The 19,871-nt window shown below is 34.9% G+C and carries 13 protein-coding genes and 1 tRNA gene; 3 read left to right on the plus strand and 11 right to left on the minus strand.

The features are described from left to right. The first annotated feature begins 65 nt into the window (after window positions 1–65). Entirely contained in the window at window positions 66–1,310 is a 1,245-nt protein-coding gene (locus HGK31_RS04985; RefSeq protein WP_191858734.1) for an NAD(P)/FAD-dependent oxidoreductase, read from the plus strand. Window positions 1,311–1,487: 177 nt separating this feature from the next. Then, window positions 1,488–1,766, plus strand: a complete 279-nt coding sequence (locus HGK31_RS04990; RefSeq protein ID WP_191858735.1) for an STAS domain-containing protein — start codon at window positions 1,488–1,490, stop codon at window positions 1,764–1,766. Here the strand turns inward: HGK31_RS04990 and HGK31_RS04995 are convergent, their stop codons facing one another. The 5 genes from HGK31_RS04995 to HGK31_RS05015 all read right to left on the minus strand — a co-directional run bounded on the left by HGK31_RS04995 (window position 1,767) and on the right by HGK31_RS05015 (window position 7,766). Beyond that, complete coding sequence (locus HGK31_RS04995) at window positions 1,767–2,189, minus strand: YybH family protein (protein WP_191858736.1); 423 nt, start codon at window positions 2,187–2,189, stop codon at window positions 1,767–1,769. It lies immediately after the preceding gene. A 44-nt stretch (window positions 2,190–2,233) separates the two neighbouring features. Continuing rightward, complete coding sequence (locus tag HGK31_RS05000; RefSeq protein WP_191858737.1) at window positions 2,234–3,334, minus strand: DUF4407 domain-containing protein; 1,101 nt, start codon at window positions 3,332–3,334, stop codon at window positions 2,234–2,236. Window positions 3,335–3,436: 102 nt separating this feature from the next. Beyond that, window positions 3,437–5,866: a M56 family metallopeptidase gene (locus HGK31_RS05005; protein ID WP_191858738.1), complete on the minus strand. Its 2,430-nt coding sequence runs from the start codon at window positions 5,864–5,866 to the stop codon at window positions 3,437–3,439. Window positions 5,867–5,868: 2 nt separating this feature from the next. Next, a complete protein-coding gene (locus HGK31_RS05010) occupies window positions 5,869–6,234 on the minus strand; it encodes a BlaI/MecI/CopY family transcriptional regulator (RefSeq protein WP_191858739.1) in 366 nt (121 codons plus the stop codon). A gap of 143 nt (window positions 6,235–6,377) precedes the next feature. Further along, window positions 6,378–7,766, minus strand: a complete 1,389-nt coding sequence (locus HGK31_RS05015; protein WP_191858740.1) for a dipeptidase — start codon at window positions 7,764–7,766, stop codon at window positions 6,378–6,380. A gap of 102 nt (window positions 7,767–7,868) precedes the next feature. Here HGK31_RS05015 and HGK31_RS05020 point away from each other — a divergent pair. Continuing rightward, window positions 7,869–7,950, plus strand: a tRNA-Leu gene (locus tag HGK31_RS05020). 310 nt (window positions 7,951–8,260) lie between these two features. On the opposite strand, the gene HGK31_RS05025 is transcribed toward HGK31_RS05020, so the two are convergent. From HGK31_RS05025 to HGK31_RS05050, 6 genes are read right to left on the minus strand one after another with little or no spacing between them, the layout of a single operon-like run. Further along, window positions 8,261–9,190 (minus strand): T9SS type A sorting domain-containing protein, encoded by a 930-nt coding sequence (locus HGK31_RS05025; RefSeq protein ID WP_191858741.1) that lies wholly within the window; start codon window positions 9,188–9,190, stop codon window positions 8,261–8,263. A gap of 12 nt (window positions 9,191–9,202) precedes the next feature. Further along, window positions 9,203–12,067, minus strand: a complete 2,865-nt coding sequence (locus HGK31_RS05030; protein WP_191858742.1) for an alpha-amylase family glycosyl hydrolase — start codon at window positions 12,065–12,067, stop codon at window positions 9,203–9,205. 53 nt (window positions 12,068–12,120) lie between these two features. Beyond that, a complete protein-coding gene (locus HGK31_RS05035; RefSeq protein ID WP_191858743.1) occupies window positions 12,121–13,950 on the minus strand; it encodes a SusE domain-containing protein in 1,830 nt (609 codons plus the stop codon). 7 nt (window positions 13,951–13,957) lie between these two features. After that, a complete protein-coding gene (locus tag HGK31_RS05040; RefSeq protein WP_233450984.1) occupies window positions 13,958–15,025 on the minus strand; it encodes a SusE domain-containing protein in 1,068 nt (355 codons plus the stop codon). Window positions 15,026–15,042: 17 nt separating this feature from the next. Then, window positions 15,043–16,584 (minus strand): RagB/SusD family nutrient uptake outer membrane protein, encoded by a 1,542-nt coding sequence (locus tag HGK31_RS05045; RefSeq protein ID WP_191858745.1) that lies wholly within the window; start codon window positions 16,582–16,584, stop codon window positions 15,043–15,045. Window positions 16,585–16,594: 10 nt separating this feature from the next. Then, on the minus strand, window positions 16,595–19,699 hold the full coding sequence (locus HGK31_RS05050) for a SusC/RagA family TonB-linked outer membrane protein (RefSeq protein ID WP_191858746.1): 3,105 nt from the start codon (window positions 19,697–19,699) through the stop codon (window positions 16,595–16,597). Window positions 19,700–19,871 lie beyond the last annotated feature (172 nt).

Below are 19,871 nucleotides of genomic sequence, written 5' to 3' on the forward strand. Positions count from 1 at the left end.
GTCATGTCATTAAATCATTAATACATTAAATCATTAACACATTGTTTAATTAACACATTATCTCAATGAAAAACTGTATTATAATTGGTGGAGGTATAATAGGTTTATGTTCAGCTTATTATTTGAATAAAGCAGGATTTGAGGTTACTGTAGTTGATCAATCTAATATGGATTCGGGGGCTTCTTATGTTAATGCAGGATACTTGTCTCCCAGTCATTTTATTCCCTTGGCCTCTCCGGGTGTCATGAAAAAAGGCTTGAAATGGATGTTTGATGCATCTAGTCCTTTTTATATGAAACCTAGATTAAATTCAGATTTCTTGAAATGGGTATTGGCATTCAACAAATCTTGCAATATCAAGCATGTTGAAAAATCGATACCTGCCATAAAACAGATCACGTTATTATCTCAATCTCTATATGACGAAATTAAGCGAGATGAGCATTTTACATTTCATTTGGAAAAAAAAGGTTTGATAATGCTTTGTCAAACCGAAAAAATGCTTGAAGAGGAAGTCAAAATAGCCGAGGTTGCCCAATTGGAAGGTTTAGATGCCCGAGAGATTAACTTATCTGAATTAAAGGAGTTAGAGCCTCATATTAATATAAATGCTCTAGGTGCTACCTATTACGGCTGTGACTCCCATTCCACACCTCACGAGTTTATGTCTGAAATGAAATCTTGGCTAATAAGTCATGGTGTGACAATTTCACAAAATGAACGCGTTGAAGATTTGGAAATAATAAATACTAAAATTCAATCTGTAAAAACGAATAGACGCAAGCTAAAAGCAGACGAAATAGTTTTAGCAGCTGGTTCATGGAGTCATATATTGAGTAAAAAATTGGGGATTAATTTGTTGTTACAAGCAGGAAAAGGATATCGAATAAACTCATTTAAGAGTACACATGTATCTCGACCAGCAATTTTAGCAGAAGCTAAAGTGGCCGTAACCCCTATGAATGGATTTACACGTTTTGCAGGAACTATGGAGATAGCAGGTATAAATGGTAAAATAAATGCGGTTCGAGTTGAAGCAATAGCCAATGCTGTGACAAAATATTACCCAGATATTCAAATTTCAAATGAAGAAAAAGGTGAAGCGACCTCGGGATTACGACCTGTTTCTCCAGATGGACTACCTTATATTGGTAAATCTTTAAAATGTAAAAACTTAATTATTGCAACAGGTCATGCCATGATGGGTTGGAGTATGGGAACAGCAACAGGCAAACTGGTATCAGAAATAATATTGGATAAAAAAGCATCAATTTCAATTGAAGCATTTCACCCGGACAGAAAATTTTAGTAAATATTTATCTTCTTGTATTTCATCGATTTTTTAGACATGAATTTTTCAATTAACTAGAACTTTTACTGAATATCGATTAGATAATAACAATTTCATTTTCAGCAGTATATTTATACCATTCCCTCACTGATTATTAGCACATTTTTTATTGATTAACTATTAAACCATGTGTTCATGAATTTGAAGATTACACACTACAACAATTTTTTTAATGTGAAAGGAATATTGGATAAGCATTCTGTTCAAAGATTTCAAGACGAAATTAATGATGCTTTTGAAAATTTACAGTCCATAACAATTAGTTTGGAAGGCCTAGAAAGTATTGATAAATACGGTGTTATGGCTTTGGCAAAACTACATAATGAATCATTGTCAAAGCACAAGCAATTGTCAATTATTGGATCTGGATGTCAAAATCTATTCGATCATTTTAAAACAAATGATGCTGCTTAATTAGGTAGACATGTCTGCTATAATTTTCCATTCACCATCTATTTTCTTAAAGATGATGATAAACTCGCCATTTGCGTCACCAACAGTACGTTTCAAGAGATATTGTCCCATAATATAATAAGAACCATTTTCTATGGGTGCTATGGAATTTAATTTGAAAGTTAATTGCCCTGTTTGTGCTTTAGAGGTATAATTTTTCTTGTAATTGTCCAAAGTTTGTTGCCAACCTTTGGTAATGTAACCGCGACTATAGAATTGCAAAGAATCTGATTTCCAGTAACCTTGCATAAAACCTTCAATATCATAGTTGTTCCAAGCATCTTGCTGCTCTTGCATCACTTTTCTAATTGCTATTTCATCAGCAGATTGAGAAAAGACACTTATTGAAAAGAATAGAAGTACAATACAATAGAAAGATTTCATTTGGAAACAGGTTAATTGGTTTCCATAAAAATACTAACTAATTCTTAAAGGGCGTTCTTTTGATGTTTAAAAAAAGCGTCGGCTTGTAATTGCATGAGTTCTCTAGCTTTTTTACGTTTATACGCATATAATTCATCTTCTTCGGCAAGGTCATTATATATTTTATTGTTAACGCTCATATCGGTTTTTAATAAAATCTCACGTTCATTGACCTTTTGTTCAACCCAAGTTTTGACAGCCGTTTCAGCGTCTTCAAGTTTATAATCATACTCACCTTTTGGAGATAATAATTTAGCAAAAATAGGAGACGTTTCAATAGCTAGAAACAAAAGGAAAATAAAAAAAGATGGTAACCAAGGTAATTTACCTAATGCATTTACTCGAGCCATTAAACCATCAAAACCATCTATTACAGGTTGCGTAGTTGTAACTTGCGTATTATAATCTGTTTTTAATTGACCAATTTGGGTTTCAGCATTTTGTATTTTTTGTTTATTGTCTGCTTTTAATTGATTGAGTTCAGCTAGAGCAGCATCATGCTTCTCGCGTTTTTCTTTGTAAACAGGTCCTTTGCCAAGAAGTTTAGTTCCTGCAGTGCCTTCAGCTTCAGAAATGTAAGTATCATAAAGGGCGTTAACTTCAGCTTCTTTAGTGTCAATTTGTTGTTGTAAGGATTGAATATCATTTTCTAAAGCAGCAACACCAGGATCGAATTGTTTGGCTAATTCGGTTTTGTTATCTAAAGTCATTTGGTTTTTTTCGGTTAGTAGCACCTGATTGATTTCCTTTTCAAAAATCTTTAATTCCAAGGGTTTTGAAATTACTACTGCAATGATAATGGCTAAAATAATTCGAGGTGAAGCCTGAATAATTTCGTCTAAAACATGATTGCGTTTTTTAATAGTTGATACAATAAACCGATCAAGATTAAAGATTAATAAACCCCAGATAAACCCGAATGCAATAGCTGTAATATAATTGTCAAAAACGGTGTAAAGTGCATAACTGGCTGCAATAAATGCCATAACTGCCGTAAAGAAAACGGTAGCACCTATGCCAGCATATTTGTTTTGTTCGCCTATGGAGCAGTTATCTAAAATATCGGTGTCAGAACCCGAACAAATAATGAAGAATTGTTTTAACATGATTTATGAAGTTTTGATTGATGAAATATTAGAACGTAAAAAAAGGTGAAATGTTACAAAAAAGCCTCGAATTATCGAGGCTTTAACATTTTGAAAGGATTATTAATTCTTTGATACAGGTTTTGGAGGAGGTGGAGGTAAAAATATATCAAGACTATTAATGATATCTGCTACTTCAGCAATAATTTCTCTAGAATCCTTTTTGTCAGTTTTAATAAGTGTGTCAATATTCGAACCTGAACGTAACTCATTATTGTAAAGACTCTTTAGCCTATTTTTAAGATCTGATATTGTTGTATTTTCTTTAATGTTCTTTTTATTATCTATTAGTGTCAAGCTACCATCCTTATTGACTAAAATATTTAATTGGGCATTGAAATTTGCGGGTGGAGGTGGTGGCGGAACTTCTACAATTTCTACCGTTTCAATATTGGGTTTTCTATCACTAATATCTACTCTTGTACGATTAGAGCTCGTGTTTGAGACCAAAATATGCAAGTTGTGGTTTTCACGCGTTAACTTGACAGCCTCCTTTCCACTGATATTTTTATCATTATAGAAAAAGACAGCATTTTTTTCTGCTAATTGTTTCATGTGCTCACTAGGAATTGGCAGTATCTTGGAGGAGTTTTCGTCGTCTGAATAATGTACAACTGCCGTTGTAGTAATACCCCAAGGGTTTTCGTTTTTTGGAGGAGCAGGTGGGACTTCTACAATTTCTTGTGTATCTCTTGTGCTTTTAATGAGTTTTCCTTCATATTTAAACGAGGCAAGAGAATCATAGTAATGTTGTTGCGCTTTTGGTGGTTGCGCCACAGACATTGGTTTTGGTGGTGCAGGAGGTAAAGGTTCTCGCTTACTTACCTTACCATTTTCAACTTTATACTTTTTATAGTATTCCTCACGTGCTTTTTTATATTGTTTTTTTTGTTCTGGCGTGGCATCAGCTGGTACAGGAGGCGGTGGAGGTGGTGGAGTTGACACGTCTCTTTCAGGAGCATGAACAGTTATTGTTTTACCATTATCGTCTTTGTATTTATAAGAATACGCTTTGCCAGCTTTTGCTTTTTTAGCCATGCTTTCATATTCAGCTCTTTCTTTTTTACTAACACTTTCTGGAGCTGGAGCAGGTGGTGGAGGCGGTGGGAAATTTGGAAAGGGTTCTGCAGATTTACGCTGCTCTTCTGTCATTAAATCGTATAAATATTTAATACGCTTCATGTCAGAAAGTTTTATAGTATAGCTTTCCCCTTTTTGGGAGTTATAGTGTTTAGCCAATTTGTTATACTCTGCAATTTGTTCTTTAGAAGCGCCTTTTTGGTGTGTGTGTATTTCAAATTTTGAATACCCTAAATTTCGTAAAGTTTCCTTTATGTCAGTCAAAACACCCATCTCAGTATTTTTTTCTAATAGTGTAATTGAGACCAGTATTTTGTTTTTGTCTTCATTGGATAACTTTGTACTAACCGAATTTATAGTTGATTCAAATGTTTCAAAATCTGCTTGGATATTATTGATAAAAATTTCTCCATTTTCAGAAATAGTTATATTTATATTTTCATGAGGATTGATTTCTTGATGTTTGGTTTGCTTTTCAATAATAGGTTTAGAAGCAATGCTTTTTTCAACAATTTTGTTTGTGCTAAAACTGTAAACTAGAATGGCTAATAAAGGCAGCAGTACTAAACTTCTTACCCAAATAATGTGTTTTGATGTGTGTGTTTTCATAACTGTAAAACGTTTTTTGACCTGCCCGAAATGACTTGAAAAAAGTTCATTGGTCAGGCGGGTGGATGAATAATTTATGGCATTTGCCAATTGTGGTTCTTGGGAATTTGATGAGAATGCCAATAGGGTATTTTGATAACTCTTAACTTCAAAGCCATGATTTATAACAGCTTGGTCAGCTAAAAATTCATGATTAAGCTTGATGTCTTTTTTAATAAAATAGAGTAGCAGATTAAACCAAAAAATAATCTGTAATATTTCAATAAACAAGATGTCTAAAGCGTGCTTTTCTTTGGCATGGGTTTCTTCATGTAGCAAAACCTCATTGGGAATTTCATGGGCTTCGTATTTGGTTTTATTAAAAAAGATATAGTTTAAAAAGGTATGTGGCTGTACTAAATCGTTTAATAGCACGTGAATAACCGAACGATTCTTAAATTTTGGGTTTTGTTTTATGCGTTTAACAATATTCGTTAAGTTTATTCCAAACCGTATAGTAAAAACCAAAGCACCAATTATATAAATACTCCACAAAATCTTTGGCCAATAGTTTACAGGTTCTTCAAACATGTGTTCAGGAACATAAGGCGGTGTTCCTACTTCAGAATTGTAAACAGGCATTTCCAATGGAGCCACTTCAACGTAAGTTGTAAAAGTTATGAGCGGAATAATAACCGAGGCAATTAACGTTCCCAACAAATAGAACCGTTTGAACTTATGGAAGCTTTCTTTTTCTAAAAATAGTTTGTAGAATAGCATAAAAACAGCCAAGCAAGCACTGGATTTTAAAATATATAGTATCATGGTTATCTGCTTTTAATTTCGTTATCAATCAGTTTTTTTAAGTCTTCCAATTCCGCTTTAGATAAATTGGTTTCTTTAGTAAAGAATGATGCAAATTGTGATGCACTGTCATTAAAAAAGTCCTTGATGAGTCCGTTTACGTGTTTTGAGAAATAGGCTTTCTTTTTTACCAACGGGTAGTATTCGCGAGATTTACCGAAGGTATTGTATGCTACAAACCCTTTATCAGTCATGCGCTTAATAAGAGTTGCAATAGTTGTTGGTGCTGGTTTAGGGTTCGGGTAGGCATCGAGTAAATCTTTCATAAATGCTTTTTCCAGTTTCCACAGGTGGTTCATTAACTCTTCTTCTGATTTTGATAATTGCATTTCTCTACAAGTTTAGAATATGTTCTACAAACATAGAATAAAAATTTGTATTCTACAAGTGTAGAGTAAAAAAATATTATTCCCTTATTGTAAGAGATTCCTCGACAAGCTCGGAATGACAATTTAAAATCGAATACGCTAATTTATTTTGAAAGTTCTGTAAAATATTTGTAGAACAGTGGAATGGTTTCAATGCCTTTAAAGTAATTCCAAATGCCATAATGTTCATTTGGTGAATGAATGGCATCACTATCTAAACCAAAGCCCATTAAAATGGTTTTGCTTTTTAATTCTTGTTCAAAAAGCGCTACGATTGGAATACTTCCACCACTTCGTTGAGGTATAGGTTTTTTTCCAAAAGATTCCTCATAGGCTTTACTAGCTGCTTGATAACCAATACTATCAATTGGCGTAACATAGCCTTGTCCACCATGGTGTGGTTTCACTTTTACTTTTACGCCATCGGGTGCTATACTCTCAAAATGAGATTTAAACAGTTCAGTAATTTCTTCCCAATCTTGATGTGGTACTAATCGCATGGATATTTTAGCATAAGCTTTACTCGCAATAACGGTTTTAGCACCTTCACCTATGTAGCCTCCCCAAATGCCGTTCACATCCAATGTTGGTCTTATGGAGTTACGTTCGTTAGTTGTATAGCCTTTTTCACCATATACTGAATCGATGTCAAGTGCTTTTTGATAGTCTACAAGAGAAAAAGGTGCTTTGGCCATTTCGGCACGTTCTTCTTGAGATAATTCTTCTACTTTATCATAAAACCCTGGAATAGTGATATGATTGTTTTCGTCATGAAGGGAAGCAATCATTTTTGTTAACACATTAATCGGATTTGCTACAGCTCCACCATATAATCCAGAATGCAAATCACGATTTGGACCTGTGACTTCAACTTCAACATAACTCAAGCCACGCAATCCTGTTGTGATACTTGGGACATCTTTAGCAATCATGCCTGTATCTGAAATTAGAATCACATCATTTTTTAATTTGTCATGATTGTTCTTCACAAAAGTAGATAGGTTGACACTACCAACTTCCTCTTCGCCTTCAATCATAAACTTCACATTACATGGCAGCTGATTGGTTGAAGTCATAAACTCCAAAGCTTTCACATGCATATACATTTGACCTTTGTCATCACAAGCACCACGCGCAAAAATAGCACCTTCTGGGTGTAATTCTGTTTTTTTAATTACTGGCTCATAAGGAGGCGAGTCCCATAATTCAATAGGGTCTGCAGGTTGCACATCATAGTGACCATAAACTAATACCGTCGGTAAGTTACTGTCTATTAATTTTTCACCATAAACTATTGGATAACCATCAGTTTCGCAAATTTCAACAGTATCACATCCTGCTTTTTCAAGGCTTATTTTAACGGCATCAGCTGTTTTTAAAACATCATTTTTAAAGGCAGAATCTGCGCTAACAGAAGGTATCTTTAATAATTCAATCAATTCATTTAAAAAGCGATCTTTATTTGCTTCAACGTATTTTTGTATGTTATCCATAGTTTGATTTCAATTTTTTCAAAAGTACAAAACAGTAAGAACTTTTTCCTATTAGATGCATTTGAATATTCAAACTATTGTTTATATTTGCAGTCCTTAATTGCGGGCGTGGTGGAATTGGTAGACACGCTAGACTTAGGATCTAGTGCCGCGAGGTGTGAGAGTTCGAGTCTCTCCGCCCGCACAATATAAGATAAAGCTTTGGTATATGCCGAGGCTTTTTTATTGGAAAATATTTAAGAGTTATATAGAGGAGAGACGAGAAGTTTATGCAGAGCTTGTCGAAGTAAGTCTCTCCGCCCGCACGATAAACAAAAGCTTTGGTTTAACCAAGGCTTTTTTTGTTAACGCAGTTGGCACAAAAGGAGAGACGAGAAGTTTATACAGAGCTTATCGAAGTAAGTTTCTCCGCCCACTAAATTAAAAGAAAAAGCTTCTTGTTTTCAAGAAGCTTTTTTTGTTATTGAATAACTGCTATTAATCAATAATTAGACTCAGATTTTCACAAGTTTAGTGGTTAAATGTCCTCCTGAGTTATTTTGAGCTTTTATGATATAAATTCCACTTTTCAATGATGAAATATCAAAAACTTGATTTTTTGGAAAAGTACCTTTATAGGATTTTACCGATTTTCCAGTTATATCAAGTATTTCAACAGATGTAGTATTTCTATTAAATTGAAAATTATTACTTGTTGGATTAGGATATAATGCCATAACTTCTGTTTCAGGACCTTGATGGCCATCTACTCCTAATGTCATAGCATAGGTGTATTCAGTTGAAGGTTTCCAATAAATATTGGCATTACTTGATCCATTCCAATCATCGGCAAAATATATGGCATACCCAGTAATATTTATATTGTTTAAAGTGATATTAAATACTTCGGCTCCATCATTGATAGAAACAGACATGGTAGTTTCAGTATTAAGTGTAAACTCAAATTTGAAATCACTATAATTGGTAGATCCATTTATTGACGAGCTGTTTACTGTTCCAGCATTAGAGACTACTTCCCAAGGGTCATAGGCTCCTCCGTTTCCATTTAAATTCACTTGAACAGCATAATTATTTTGCCTATCATCCCAACCACTAGTTGAAGTAGGGTTGGATAAAAGCGCCACGCCAATTTGACCAAAAGCCTGCGTTGCAGCTACAGTTATAGTGAAACTGTCTCCAACAGCCATAGTACTTGGTGTTCCATCAGTCAATCCATTTTCGGTAAAATTTCTCCAGGCAACAGATTGTTTTGCACCACCACCATTAGCCCACATACCAAGTTCGTCTGCACCATTATCAAAATGACCACCACTATCAAAAAATATAGCGTCATAATTAGCTAGTCTTTGTGGGTACTGAATAGTAGTTTGCGCTAATGCACTTAAGGAAATTAGGGTAAAAGCTAAAACGTAAAGATTTTTCATAATTACGTGTTTTTAATTAATAATTAATTGTTTGGTTACAGAATTATAATTGGAATCTAATTTTACCAAGTATAATCCTTCAGATATTTTTGAAACATCAAATTCATGGTTCTTATCAAAACCACCTTGAAATTGAGAGATTAATTTACCAGTTGTATCATAAATAGTGACAACATCTACAGGCTGATTCACTTTAAATGAATTGTATGTCGGGTTTGGATATATACGGATATCATTAACAGCTTGAAAATCGTCAACGCTTAATGTAGGCAGAACATTTCCATATATTCTGAATTCGCCCGGTGGAATATTAAAAGGAGCTGTGGTATTAGTTACATTAATAGAAGTGCTACCTGTGTCATCCATTAAATCATACCAAGTCCCAGTATAAGGGAAATCAGGTACAATATTTTGAGCAGTCACATCAAAATTTGCCATAATAACAACATTTTTCAATTGAGTGCTTGGAAGTGCATCATCCCAAATAAATATTCGGGGTGTTGTGTCTCCTGAATCTATAGAATAATTACCTTCAAAAACAGCTTCATTGATTTTAAGGGCATTTAATCTTGCCCAATCGTTATAGATTTGATTTCTATTGGCGTCACCAAGCCAATTATTAACCCATTGCGGTTGTGGCTTTGTATCTAGTTTACAGTCGCCATCTGTTCCTCCGGGTTCATTTACTGTTCCATTATTGCATGTAAAAATGGAATTTTCCATCCCTAACTCTCCAAAATGCCAAATCATTTTAGGCCCTGGAATTGTTAGTGTCACGGCACCTAAAGCGGACATTCGCCCTAAAGCAGTATTTAGATCTCTAACATCGTAACCACCGGAATTATTGCCAAATTGAAGGTTTTTATACATTAATCGTTCTTCATCATGACTTTCAGCATAACCAACCAATCTTGGAGCTGTAAAACCTCTGGATTCATGACCCATTCTATTTATGTTAGAAGGATAGCCCATTGTAAGCTCATTATAATCATGGTTCATTATTCCCCACATCATGATGCCTTTGCCTTCTCCAATTCTGTAGTTAGCCCATTGCTGTTCTTCATTATCCTGACCTAAATGCTCAAAAATAACGTAATGATCAGGATCTAGATTCCATGAATAATCAGCGTAAGCCTTTAAAACATCAACACGATCTTGCTGATATGAGTTAGTACAACCCTCATCACTTCCTGAGCAGTTTTGGGTAAACCCTTTTGTTAAGTCCCAACGAAATCCATCAATATTAAATTCTTCTATCCAATGTTGAACAACACGTTGTACATAATATTGCGTCATAGGCTGTTGATGGTTGAAGTCGTTACCAACATTATAACTATGCCTAGGAGATTGGTTAAAATATGGGTTTTCGCTACTTGGTCCACCCCAACCATCACCATCAGGATCATCCATCCACATACGTACCATTGGGTTTCTACCAAATGCATGATTTAAAGCGATATCCAGAATAACTGCAATACCATTTTGATGGCATATATCAACAAACTCTTTGAATTTTGCTTCAGTGCCGTAAAATTTGTCAAGAGCCATATGAAAGGCTGTATTATAACCCCAACTTTCGTTGCCCTCGTATTCCATTATTGGCATTAATTGAATGGCATTTACATTTAAGTTTTTGAAATAGTCAATTTTGTCAATTAAATCTTGAAAGTTTCTATCTTCATCAAAATCTCTAATTAGAACCTCATAAATAATAAGATCTTCCTTTTTTGGTTTTTGAAAATCAGTTACTTGCCAATCATATTCTGTTTGTCCTGTTTGAAGTACAGTAACCTCACGTGATTGACCAGTAGGATATTCTGGTAAGTTTGGATATGTTGTGGCAGGAATCCACGGATCATCAAAAGGCGATAAGACCAATGTAGAAAAAGGATCGGCAGTTTTGACTTCATTTGGAGAGTTACTAACTGGGTCATTGTCATAAATCCAGTACTGATACGTGTATATTTCACCTGAATTAAGCCCTGTTAATTCTAACCAAAATTTTGAACTAGAATTATCCTTTTTCATTAAATGAGCACTGTAAGGATTCCAGCTATTAAAGCTTCCAGCCAAAAAGACAAAATCCTTGTTTGGAGCATCTATTACCAACGTAGCTTTAGAAGGGTCGTTGTTATCGTAATTTATACCATCAACAAGACCTGAAGGCAATTCTTCAGTAATTAAATTAACAATTACAATTTCAAAAGTAGCTTCGCCCGACTCAGTAAATCCAAATGGTGTACCAACCACTCTTACTGTCCCAGATTCAGTAATATTATTAAGCGTTGTTCCAAAATTTGGAAATCCTTGACCAGTAGCAACAGATACATTATTAAAAAATACTTCAAAATTACCTGCTTCTAAATCACCAGCAGATTCCATGTAAGCATTAATTGCTACATTATCACCAGATTCTAAAATAACAGTATTTGAAGTTGGGTTATTAAAAAACACATTTACTGTTCCAACAAAATATGTTTCATCTTGAGATTGTAACTCGCCATCATCAGTTTTAACCAGCATGCCTATTTCAGTAATACCAGTGTCTCCATAGAAGGTTGTTGGAGTAAGTGTGAAAGTATAAGTTCCATCGCCATTATTTGTTAGCAATTGTGATTCATCTGAATTAGTCCATTGTCCATTAGTAGGAGAGTCTGATTGAACTCCATTAGAATCTTTATACCATGCCCACAGATATAAATTGGCTCCATTAGTACTTCCCCAAACTCCAGCATCTAAACCTGACACTGTAATGGTAATTTCTTGATCTTCATCAAAAGCACTAGGATTTAACTCAAATAGCACATCATCTTGATCTGCTTGAGCTAGAATTAATGTGGGAAATAAAATAAAGAAAAATCGTAATAAATACTTCATATTTAATGTAATTAAAAAGGCTATGTTACAACATAGCCTTTTTTAAATTTTATTTATTGAATAGTTATAGTTTTGCTTACTGTATCTAAAGTTAAAGTATAAACTCCAGGTGTTCCAACAAATTCAAAATTGCTGTCACCATCCATGGCGTTTACAAAATTACTGTCAATGGTATAGCCTTCACCTTCATAATACGGGTAGTTAAAACTTGTTGGACCCCAATCTTGTTGCGCAAAGAATCTAAAAGCACCGTTGGCAAAATTAACTTGTGCTGAATAAATACCAGCGCCTGTACATGGGAATTCTACTGGCGTATCCCAACTCCAACCTGCATCTGCTATTCCAGCACCAACTAACCATAGTTGGTCAAATTCGCATGCCGTTTGAGGTGGGCCTAACGTTATAGTTTTCGCAACAGTATCAACAGTCAAGAAATATTCTCCTGTTGTACCAATGAATGCAAAATTACTGTCCCCATCCATAGCGTTTGCGAAATTGCTGTCTATTGTATATCCATCATCAGCATAATATGGGTAATTGTAACTTGTTGGTCCCCAATCTTGTTGCGCAAAAAATCTAAAATTATTGTCTGCACCACCATTATTCTGTAGGGTTACATTTCCTGAATATACACCGCTTCCAGAGCAAGGTAATTGAACTGGACTGTCCCAGCTCCAACCTGCATCAGGAACACCTGCACCAACCAACCAAAGTTGATCTAGTTCGCAGTTAGGACCTACTATAGGAGGCCCTAAAGTAATAGTTTTATTTTCAGTATCAATCTCTAAAAAATACTCTCCAGCAGTACCAACGAATTGGAAATTGCTATCGCCATCCATGGCATTTACTAAATCTTCATCAATGGTGTATCCTCTGCTTTCGTACCATGGGTAGTTAAAGCTTACAGGTCCCCAATCCATCTGGGCAAAAAATCTAAAATTACCACCATTATCAGGAGATAAATTCACATTGCCAGAATAAACGGCTCCTTGTAAAACAAATTCTTCTGGAGAATCCCATCCCCAACCAGCATCAGGCATGCCTGCACCAACACCATAAATAATTGGTGGTAAGGCTGTTTCATAAGGAGTTACAGTTATGGTAATAAAATCAGAAATTCGTTCTAAATCACCACTAGCAGTTTCAATTACTGAACGCACTCTAATATCCATAGTTCCAGGCGTATCAGCTGCTAGTCCTAAATTAAGAGCAGCATCATTTAATTCGCCATGAGTAGTATCATCTGTTCTTTCTGAGGTAATATTTCCAATGTTTTCCACCACAGCAAAATCAGTGCCTGCAGCAGCAGCTTCTAGAAAGTAATTAATTGGCACTTGTGTATCATCTGAAAAATCAGGATCATCCCAAGTAACCGTTAAGGCATTTTCATCTTCAGTAACATCAGATAAAACAACAGCAAATGTATTATCAGGACTAGTAATCACTGGATTTGATTCTGGATAAGAACTTATTGTCAATGATATAGGTTCAGTGTATTGACCATTTGCATTAACCCTGAAGTATAACGATGTTTCTTCAAGTGCTGAAATCTCATAATCTAATAATATAGCATTTAAGTCTTCAACTGTTAAAGAAAAGGTGTTGCTTGAAGAAGCACCTAGAGGTACTGACTCTGTAAATTCTTCATTTGAAGATATTTCTACTGAATAACTGTTGGAATTGGTTACATTATCCTCCCAAATAATTGTAAGGGCTATATTTTGCTCATTTTGACTATCTAAAAAGAGTGTGGCACCACTGTTTGGCGATACAATTGTAAATTTATCGTCTGGCGTAACAAATCCAAAGTCATTTTCGTCATTGCAATTAACAGCTACAAAGCATAGTGTTAATATTGATAATATTTTTAATAAATTTTTCATTGTTTAATTAGTTTAATATTAGAGAATAGCTGTACTCTCTTGGATTAGATAAGTCTAAAACAATTGTATAATTTCCAGATGTTGGAACACCAATGTTATCACCACTAAACTCCATAGTTCCGTCTCCACCAGTGTCACCTAGATTAATTGTCCAATCATCGTTGACTCTGAATTTTAAACCATTATCAGGTGCTTCTTGAGCTACTAAATCTAAAGTTAGTCTTAATGTTCTAGTGGCAGGATCGTATATCATATCAGTATCACTGTCCCATCCTGTTGGTGTTGCGTTTCCAATTACTCCCCAACTATGTGCTTCGGCTGAATAGGTTAACAAATCTGTGTCAGCTTTAACTAAATAATAACCTGTGGTGGCTGTACAATTAACTTCATCATCTACTACTAAAAAGCCATTAAAATTTCCGTTATCTCCCCAATCTGTATTACCCCATTCAAAGTCACCGGTTTGATTAGGTGCTACAAATTTATATTCACCGTCTAACCAAACATAGCCTTCATAATCAGTTTCACCAAAAGCTGATGAAGCTAATTGTGGCGCAGTTGGAGGATCCCATCCTTGATGATTTCCTGGAACAGCTATTCTAGGTAAATCTGTTGTGAATGGTGTGACCGAAATCGTTACAGTATCTGAATATTGTGGTAATTGACTTGGGTCACCTACTGTAGATTTAATTCTTATATCTACAGTATTTGATACAAATGGAGGTAAACCAAGTGAACTTACAACTGCATTGAAATCTGCAATATTCATTGTAAAATAGGTATTGCTTAATGTTGCAAGTGTTCTAGCTTCACTAAAATCCGTTCCGCTAGCAGCTATTTCAACAGAATAATCTATTCCGGTTGGCGTGCCGTAACTAGAGTGGTCCCAGCTAAAAGTAATAGCTATATTCGTTTGCTCTTCTAATGGATTTAAAATAAATTCTTGACCATTAGTTGGTGTATTTATAACACTAGCTTCTTCCGAAGCAAGAGTTAATTTGTCATCATCATCTGAACAAGAGCTCAAAATTAAAGCTAAAGTAAAGAGATATGTTATTTTAAATATATTTTTCATTTTCTTCATTTTTTAGATTAATAACCTGGATTTTGTTGAAGATTAGGGTTCGCACTTAAAGCTTGTTCAGGAATAGGGAACAGGTTATAATGCACTGGAATTGATGCTCCATTTTGTACATTGCCTTTCCATGGCCATAAATAACTACTTCCAGTAAATTTTGCAAAACGTATTAAATCGGTTCTTCTATGACCTTCAAGATTTAATTCACGACCTCTTTCATCAATAATAAAATCTAAAGTTAATTCATTCATACTAATTGCTGCAGCAGAAGATCTAGTTCTAACAGCGTTTACAAGGGCTAATGCTTTCGACATATCAGCACCAGCAGCACCCCTTAAAGCACATTCAGCATACATAAGATTAGCATCTGCTAATCTATATAATGGAAAATCAGTACTTGAAAAAGAGGTGGTAGTATTAGAATTTGAATTAAATTCAGTGTTTCTAAATTTTATAGAAGGGTAACCATCTGTCCATTCTTTGTAATCAGTCATAACATAATTATGTCCATTTGTCCAAAACAATTCGGCACGTGCATCATTAGAAGCACCTAGGTCACCAAATAGACCATACCATGCTTCAGTAGCACGATGGCCTTGCCACCCTTCAGCCGCACCATAATCAGATAATGTCATGGTGTCAGAACTCAAATTACCGTTTACAATGTAAGTGGTATTACCAAAGCTTTGACTGTTTACAGCATCGGCTATTAGTGGGAAAATGATTTCAGGAGAACTGTCATTGTCCGCTGAAAAATTTTCTAAAAAATTATCGGCTAATTGATAGCCACCTTCATCTATTACAATATTTAAATAGGTTAAGGCTTGATCATATTTGTTTTCACCAATATATACTTCAGCATTAATATAAAGTTTTGCTAAAAGCATAGCTGCTACATATTTATTAGCACGACCATAACCATTGTCTGGCGACATGATTGGTTGTATTTCCAATAGTTCACCTTCTACAAATTCAAAAAGTTGTCTTCTAGTAGCTTCAGGAAGTGGATCGGTTTGATTTAGGTTTTCTTCAGTTACTAACACACCTTTACCAAAAGCATCTATTAAATAAAAGTAAGCTAATGATCTTAAGAATCGCGCCTCTGATAAAGCTTCCTCTGCGTCCGGAATATCTGTAGATGTATTCAAAATGCTAATAAGGTTATTACATTGTGGAATTGTGTAATAAGCTCTATTATAGAGGTATCTAAAAAACTTATTGTTGGCATCCCAATTGGAAGCAGTGGTTAATTGATCTAAACCATCATCTCCCCATCTGTTTTTCATGCCATCCGCAGTAAAGTCCTGTAAATTAATAATCCCTCTCAAAAAAGGTGATTCTCCTGGGTCATCACTTATATCAGAACTTCCAGGGCCATTTGGACCTGAAAGCGCAAATGATGCATAAAGTCTTGATACAATACCTTCAATAGCATTTGGGTCTTCGGCTAAAATTTCCTCTAATGACAATTCTACTTTAGGTTCTGTATCTAAATCAGCAGTACATGACACCAGTGTCAGTAATAAAATTCCTGTTAATAATAATATTTTTTTCATAGTCTATTTTTTAAAAGTCAAAATTAACACCTAATGTAAAGGTGGTAGGTCTTGGATAGAAATCACGATCAATGCCTCCAAAATTTTGAGGATCCATACCATCATAGTCAGTGATGGTAAATGGGTTTGTTACAGCGCCATACATTCTGACATTACCATTCTTTATCATATCATTAAAAGTGTAACCCAATACAAGGTTATTGCATCTCAAGAATGTGGCATCCTCTAAATAATAATCTGAAAATTGGATATTTCCATTCACATTCTCGAATGCTGGGTCTGCTGCTCCGTTGTAAAAATTCAATGCATTAGTAATACTATTGTTATTTGCTGGAACGACAGATTCAGTAAACCCAAAATTCATTTTATTAAAGTTGTAGAGATTTCCACCAACTTGCCCTATAAACCCAGAGGAGAAATCCCAATTTTTATAAGCAAAATCTAAACCAAATCCATAGGTCCAGTTAGGCGCTATTTGTACATGGTACCTATCATCATCATTAATGACATTATCACCGTTTAAATCAGCAAAAGCACCAGGAATAGGATTACCATTGCTATCATACATTTGCTTAAATACAGATGCGCTTTGAGCTTGTTGGCCAACAACATCACTTAATAAAAAGGCACCTGTGCCTCTTAAACTACCGCCTCTGTTAATATCTGCTTGACCACCGATATCAGTAATTTCATTATATACATAACTCAAGTTACCATTTAAAGATAAGGAAAAATCATCAGTTTGAACAGCATTCAGTATTAGGTTTAATTCAAAACCTTTACCTTCTATTTCACCAACATTTTTTATGAAAGTATCTGAAAACCCTTGACCAGGTGGAACATTTACTTGTGCTAACAAATCTTCAGTAAATCGTTTGTATATATCAAATGAACCCGCAATAAGATTGTTTTTAAAGAAACTAAAATCAACTCCTAAATTGTAAGTGGTCGTTTTTTCCCAGGTTAGATCTGGATTGAAAGGCAATGCAGAATAGAGACCTGCTCCTGGAAGGTACTGGCTATTATTCCCACCTGCAGTAAACAACGGAGTTGTTGGATAGTATCCAACTGCATATGATATATCTTGTTGACCGGTTCTACCCCAGCCAACTCTAATTTTTAAATCATTAACAAAATTCAGGTTGCCCATAAAATCTTCATTAGTCACTTTCCAAGCAAAGGCAGCTGCTGGAAAAAAGCCCCAAGCATCTGAATCCCAAACATCATCGGCTACAAAAAGTGATGAAGCGTCTGCCCTTAATGAAAATGTAAACAGATACCTATCTAAAAGATCCACATTGGCTCTTCCAAAGAACGATTGTAAATTCATGACATTGTAATAACGATTGTTTGGGTTACTTTGATTAAATGTTTCGAAACGCAAACCAGTATCATTGTCATAATCATATAGATCTTTATTGCCGTCATTTTTGAAGTTTTGATAAGAATACCCAGCTTGAACATCAAATTTACTTACAAACTTGTCGTCATATGATTTTGTGTATTGAACAAAAGCATCTAAAGTTGTATTGGTAAGATGTTGATGTTCTTGATAGTGAATACCAGGATTAAACACATAATTTGTATTAATATCAGAATCTGAACTATCAAATCTGTAAGTTGCAGCAGCATTATCAAAATAACGCTCCTTAATAGTTGATTGAGATGCGTCTAATCCTAAATTAACAACTGCTCGTAATCCAGGTAGAAAATCAAAAGAATAATCTAGTTCTAAATTCCCAAGAAAACGTGTTGTACGTTCAGGACGTTCACGCTGTTCTAAAAGGGCCAATGGGTTCCATTGACCATCAAGAATTAAACGGTTTCCATCAACGTTAGTATTAAAGTAATAACCGCCAAAACGATTACCAGATGCATTATTGTAAACCGGTTTTGTAGGGTCAAATGTCAAAGAACCACCTAAAGCACCACCAGCATCTACCGAATTTTTATCGGCATAAGTAGCTTTGGCATTTAAAGTCACTTTTAAATTATCATCTAAAAATCTTGGTGATAAATTAATCGCAGCGGTTACACGCTCATAATCATCGGTCTTTACTACACCTTCTGCGTTTGTATAGCCAATAGAACCTCTAAAAGGTAATTTCCCAAATAAATTGGCTCTCGCATTAAAGTTTGTATTTGATGTAAATGCTGTCCTTAAAACATTATCTCTCCAATCAGTATTATAAATGGCACGAGGTCCGCCTGGCGTGTTAATTATTTGTGATATGGATTCACTAGTTTGGACGGAACCAATTGGGACACCTAATTTATCAACTAAATCTGGGTGGTATTCTTGAATAAATCTCACATAAGTATCGCTATCCATCATATCCAAACCTTCACCAGCACTATTAACAGAAACATCAGTCGAGAAATTAAATTGCGGTTCGCCAGAAGTTCCTTTCTTTGTAGTAATGATTATCACACCATTGGAGGCTCTAGAACCATAAATAGCTGTGGCTGATGCATCCTTTAAAATAGAGAAACTCTCTACATCGTTAGGGTTAACTAAAGATAAAGGGTTGCTCACACCAGCTGGATTAATATTTGATAACGGCACTCCATCTATAACGATAAGTGGATCATTATTCCCACTTAATGATGATCCTCCTCTAATTCGGATATTTGGTGCAGCATCTGGTTGCCCTCCTGCATTCGTGATTCTAACACCAGCGACTTTACCATTGATTAATTGGTCAGTTGATACAATGTTACCTTTGTTAAAATCGTCGTCGGTTACTAATGATACGGAACCTGTTGCATCTTCCTTTTTAACACTACCGTAACCAATAACAACCACCTCGTCCAGTTGAGCGGCATCTTCGTCTAGTACAATGTCAAGATTTGCTTCACCATTATAGGTGATTTCTTTAGTGATATATCCTATATAGGAAAATACCAATACATCTCCGTTGCTTGCTTGTATTTGATAGTTGCCGTCAAAATCTGTTGCAGTACCAGTTGTAGTACCTTTTATTATGACATTTACTCCAGGCAAAGGCAATGAAGAAGATTGTTCGGTTACTGTTCCTGTTACCAAATTTTGACCAAACATAAAAGTTGGTAAAATAAATAGCAAAAACAGCACGCTATTAATTGTTGTTTTCATATAAAGCTTTTGAATTAGTCTTAATTATATTCGTTATATTTCCACTTCTCGATGTTAAATCTATGTAAATATTATGTAAAAAAAAGCTGTGAGATTGCGATATTCGCAGCGAAAACGTTTTCGTGTTAACAACTTTTTAAGAAATTCATTATTTGAAGCAGAAAAGTACTGC

Source organism: Hanstruepera ponticola, assembly GCF_012931685.1.
Classification (GTDB): domain Bacteria; phylum Bacteroidota; class Bacteroidia; order Flavobacteriales; family Flavobacteriaceae; genus Hanstruepera; species Hanstruepera ponticola.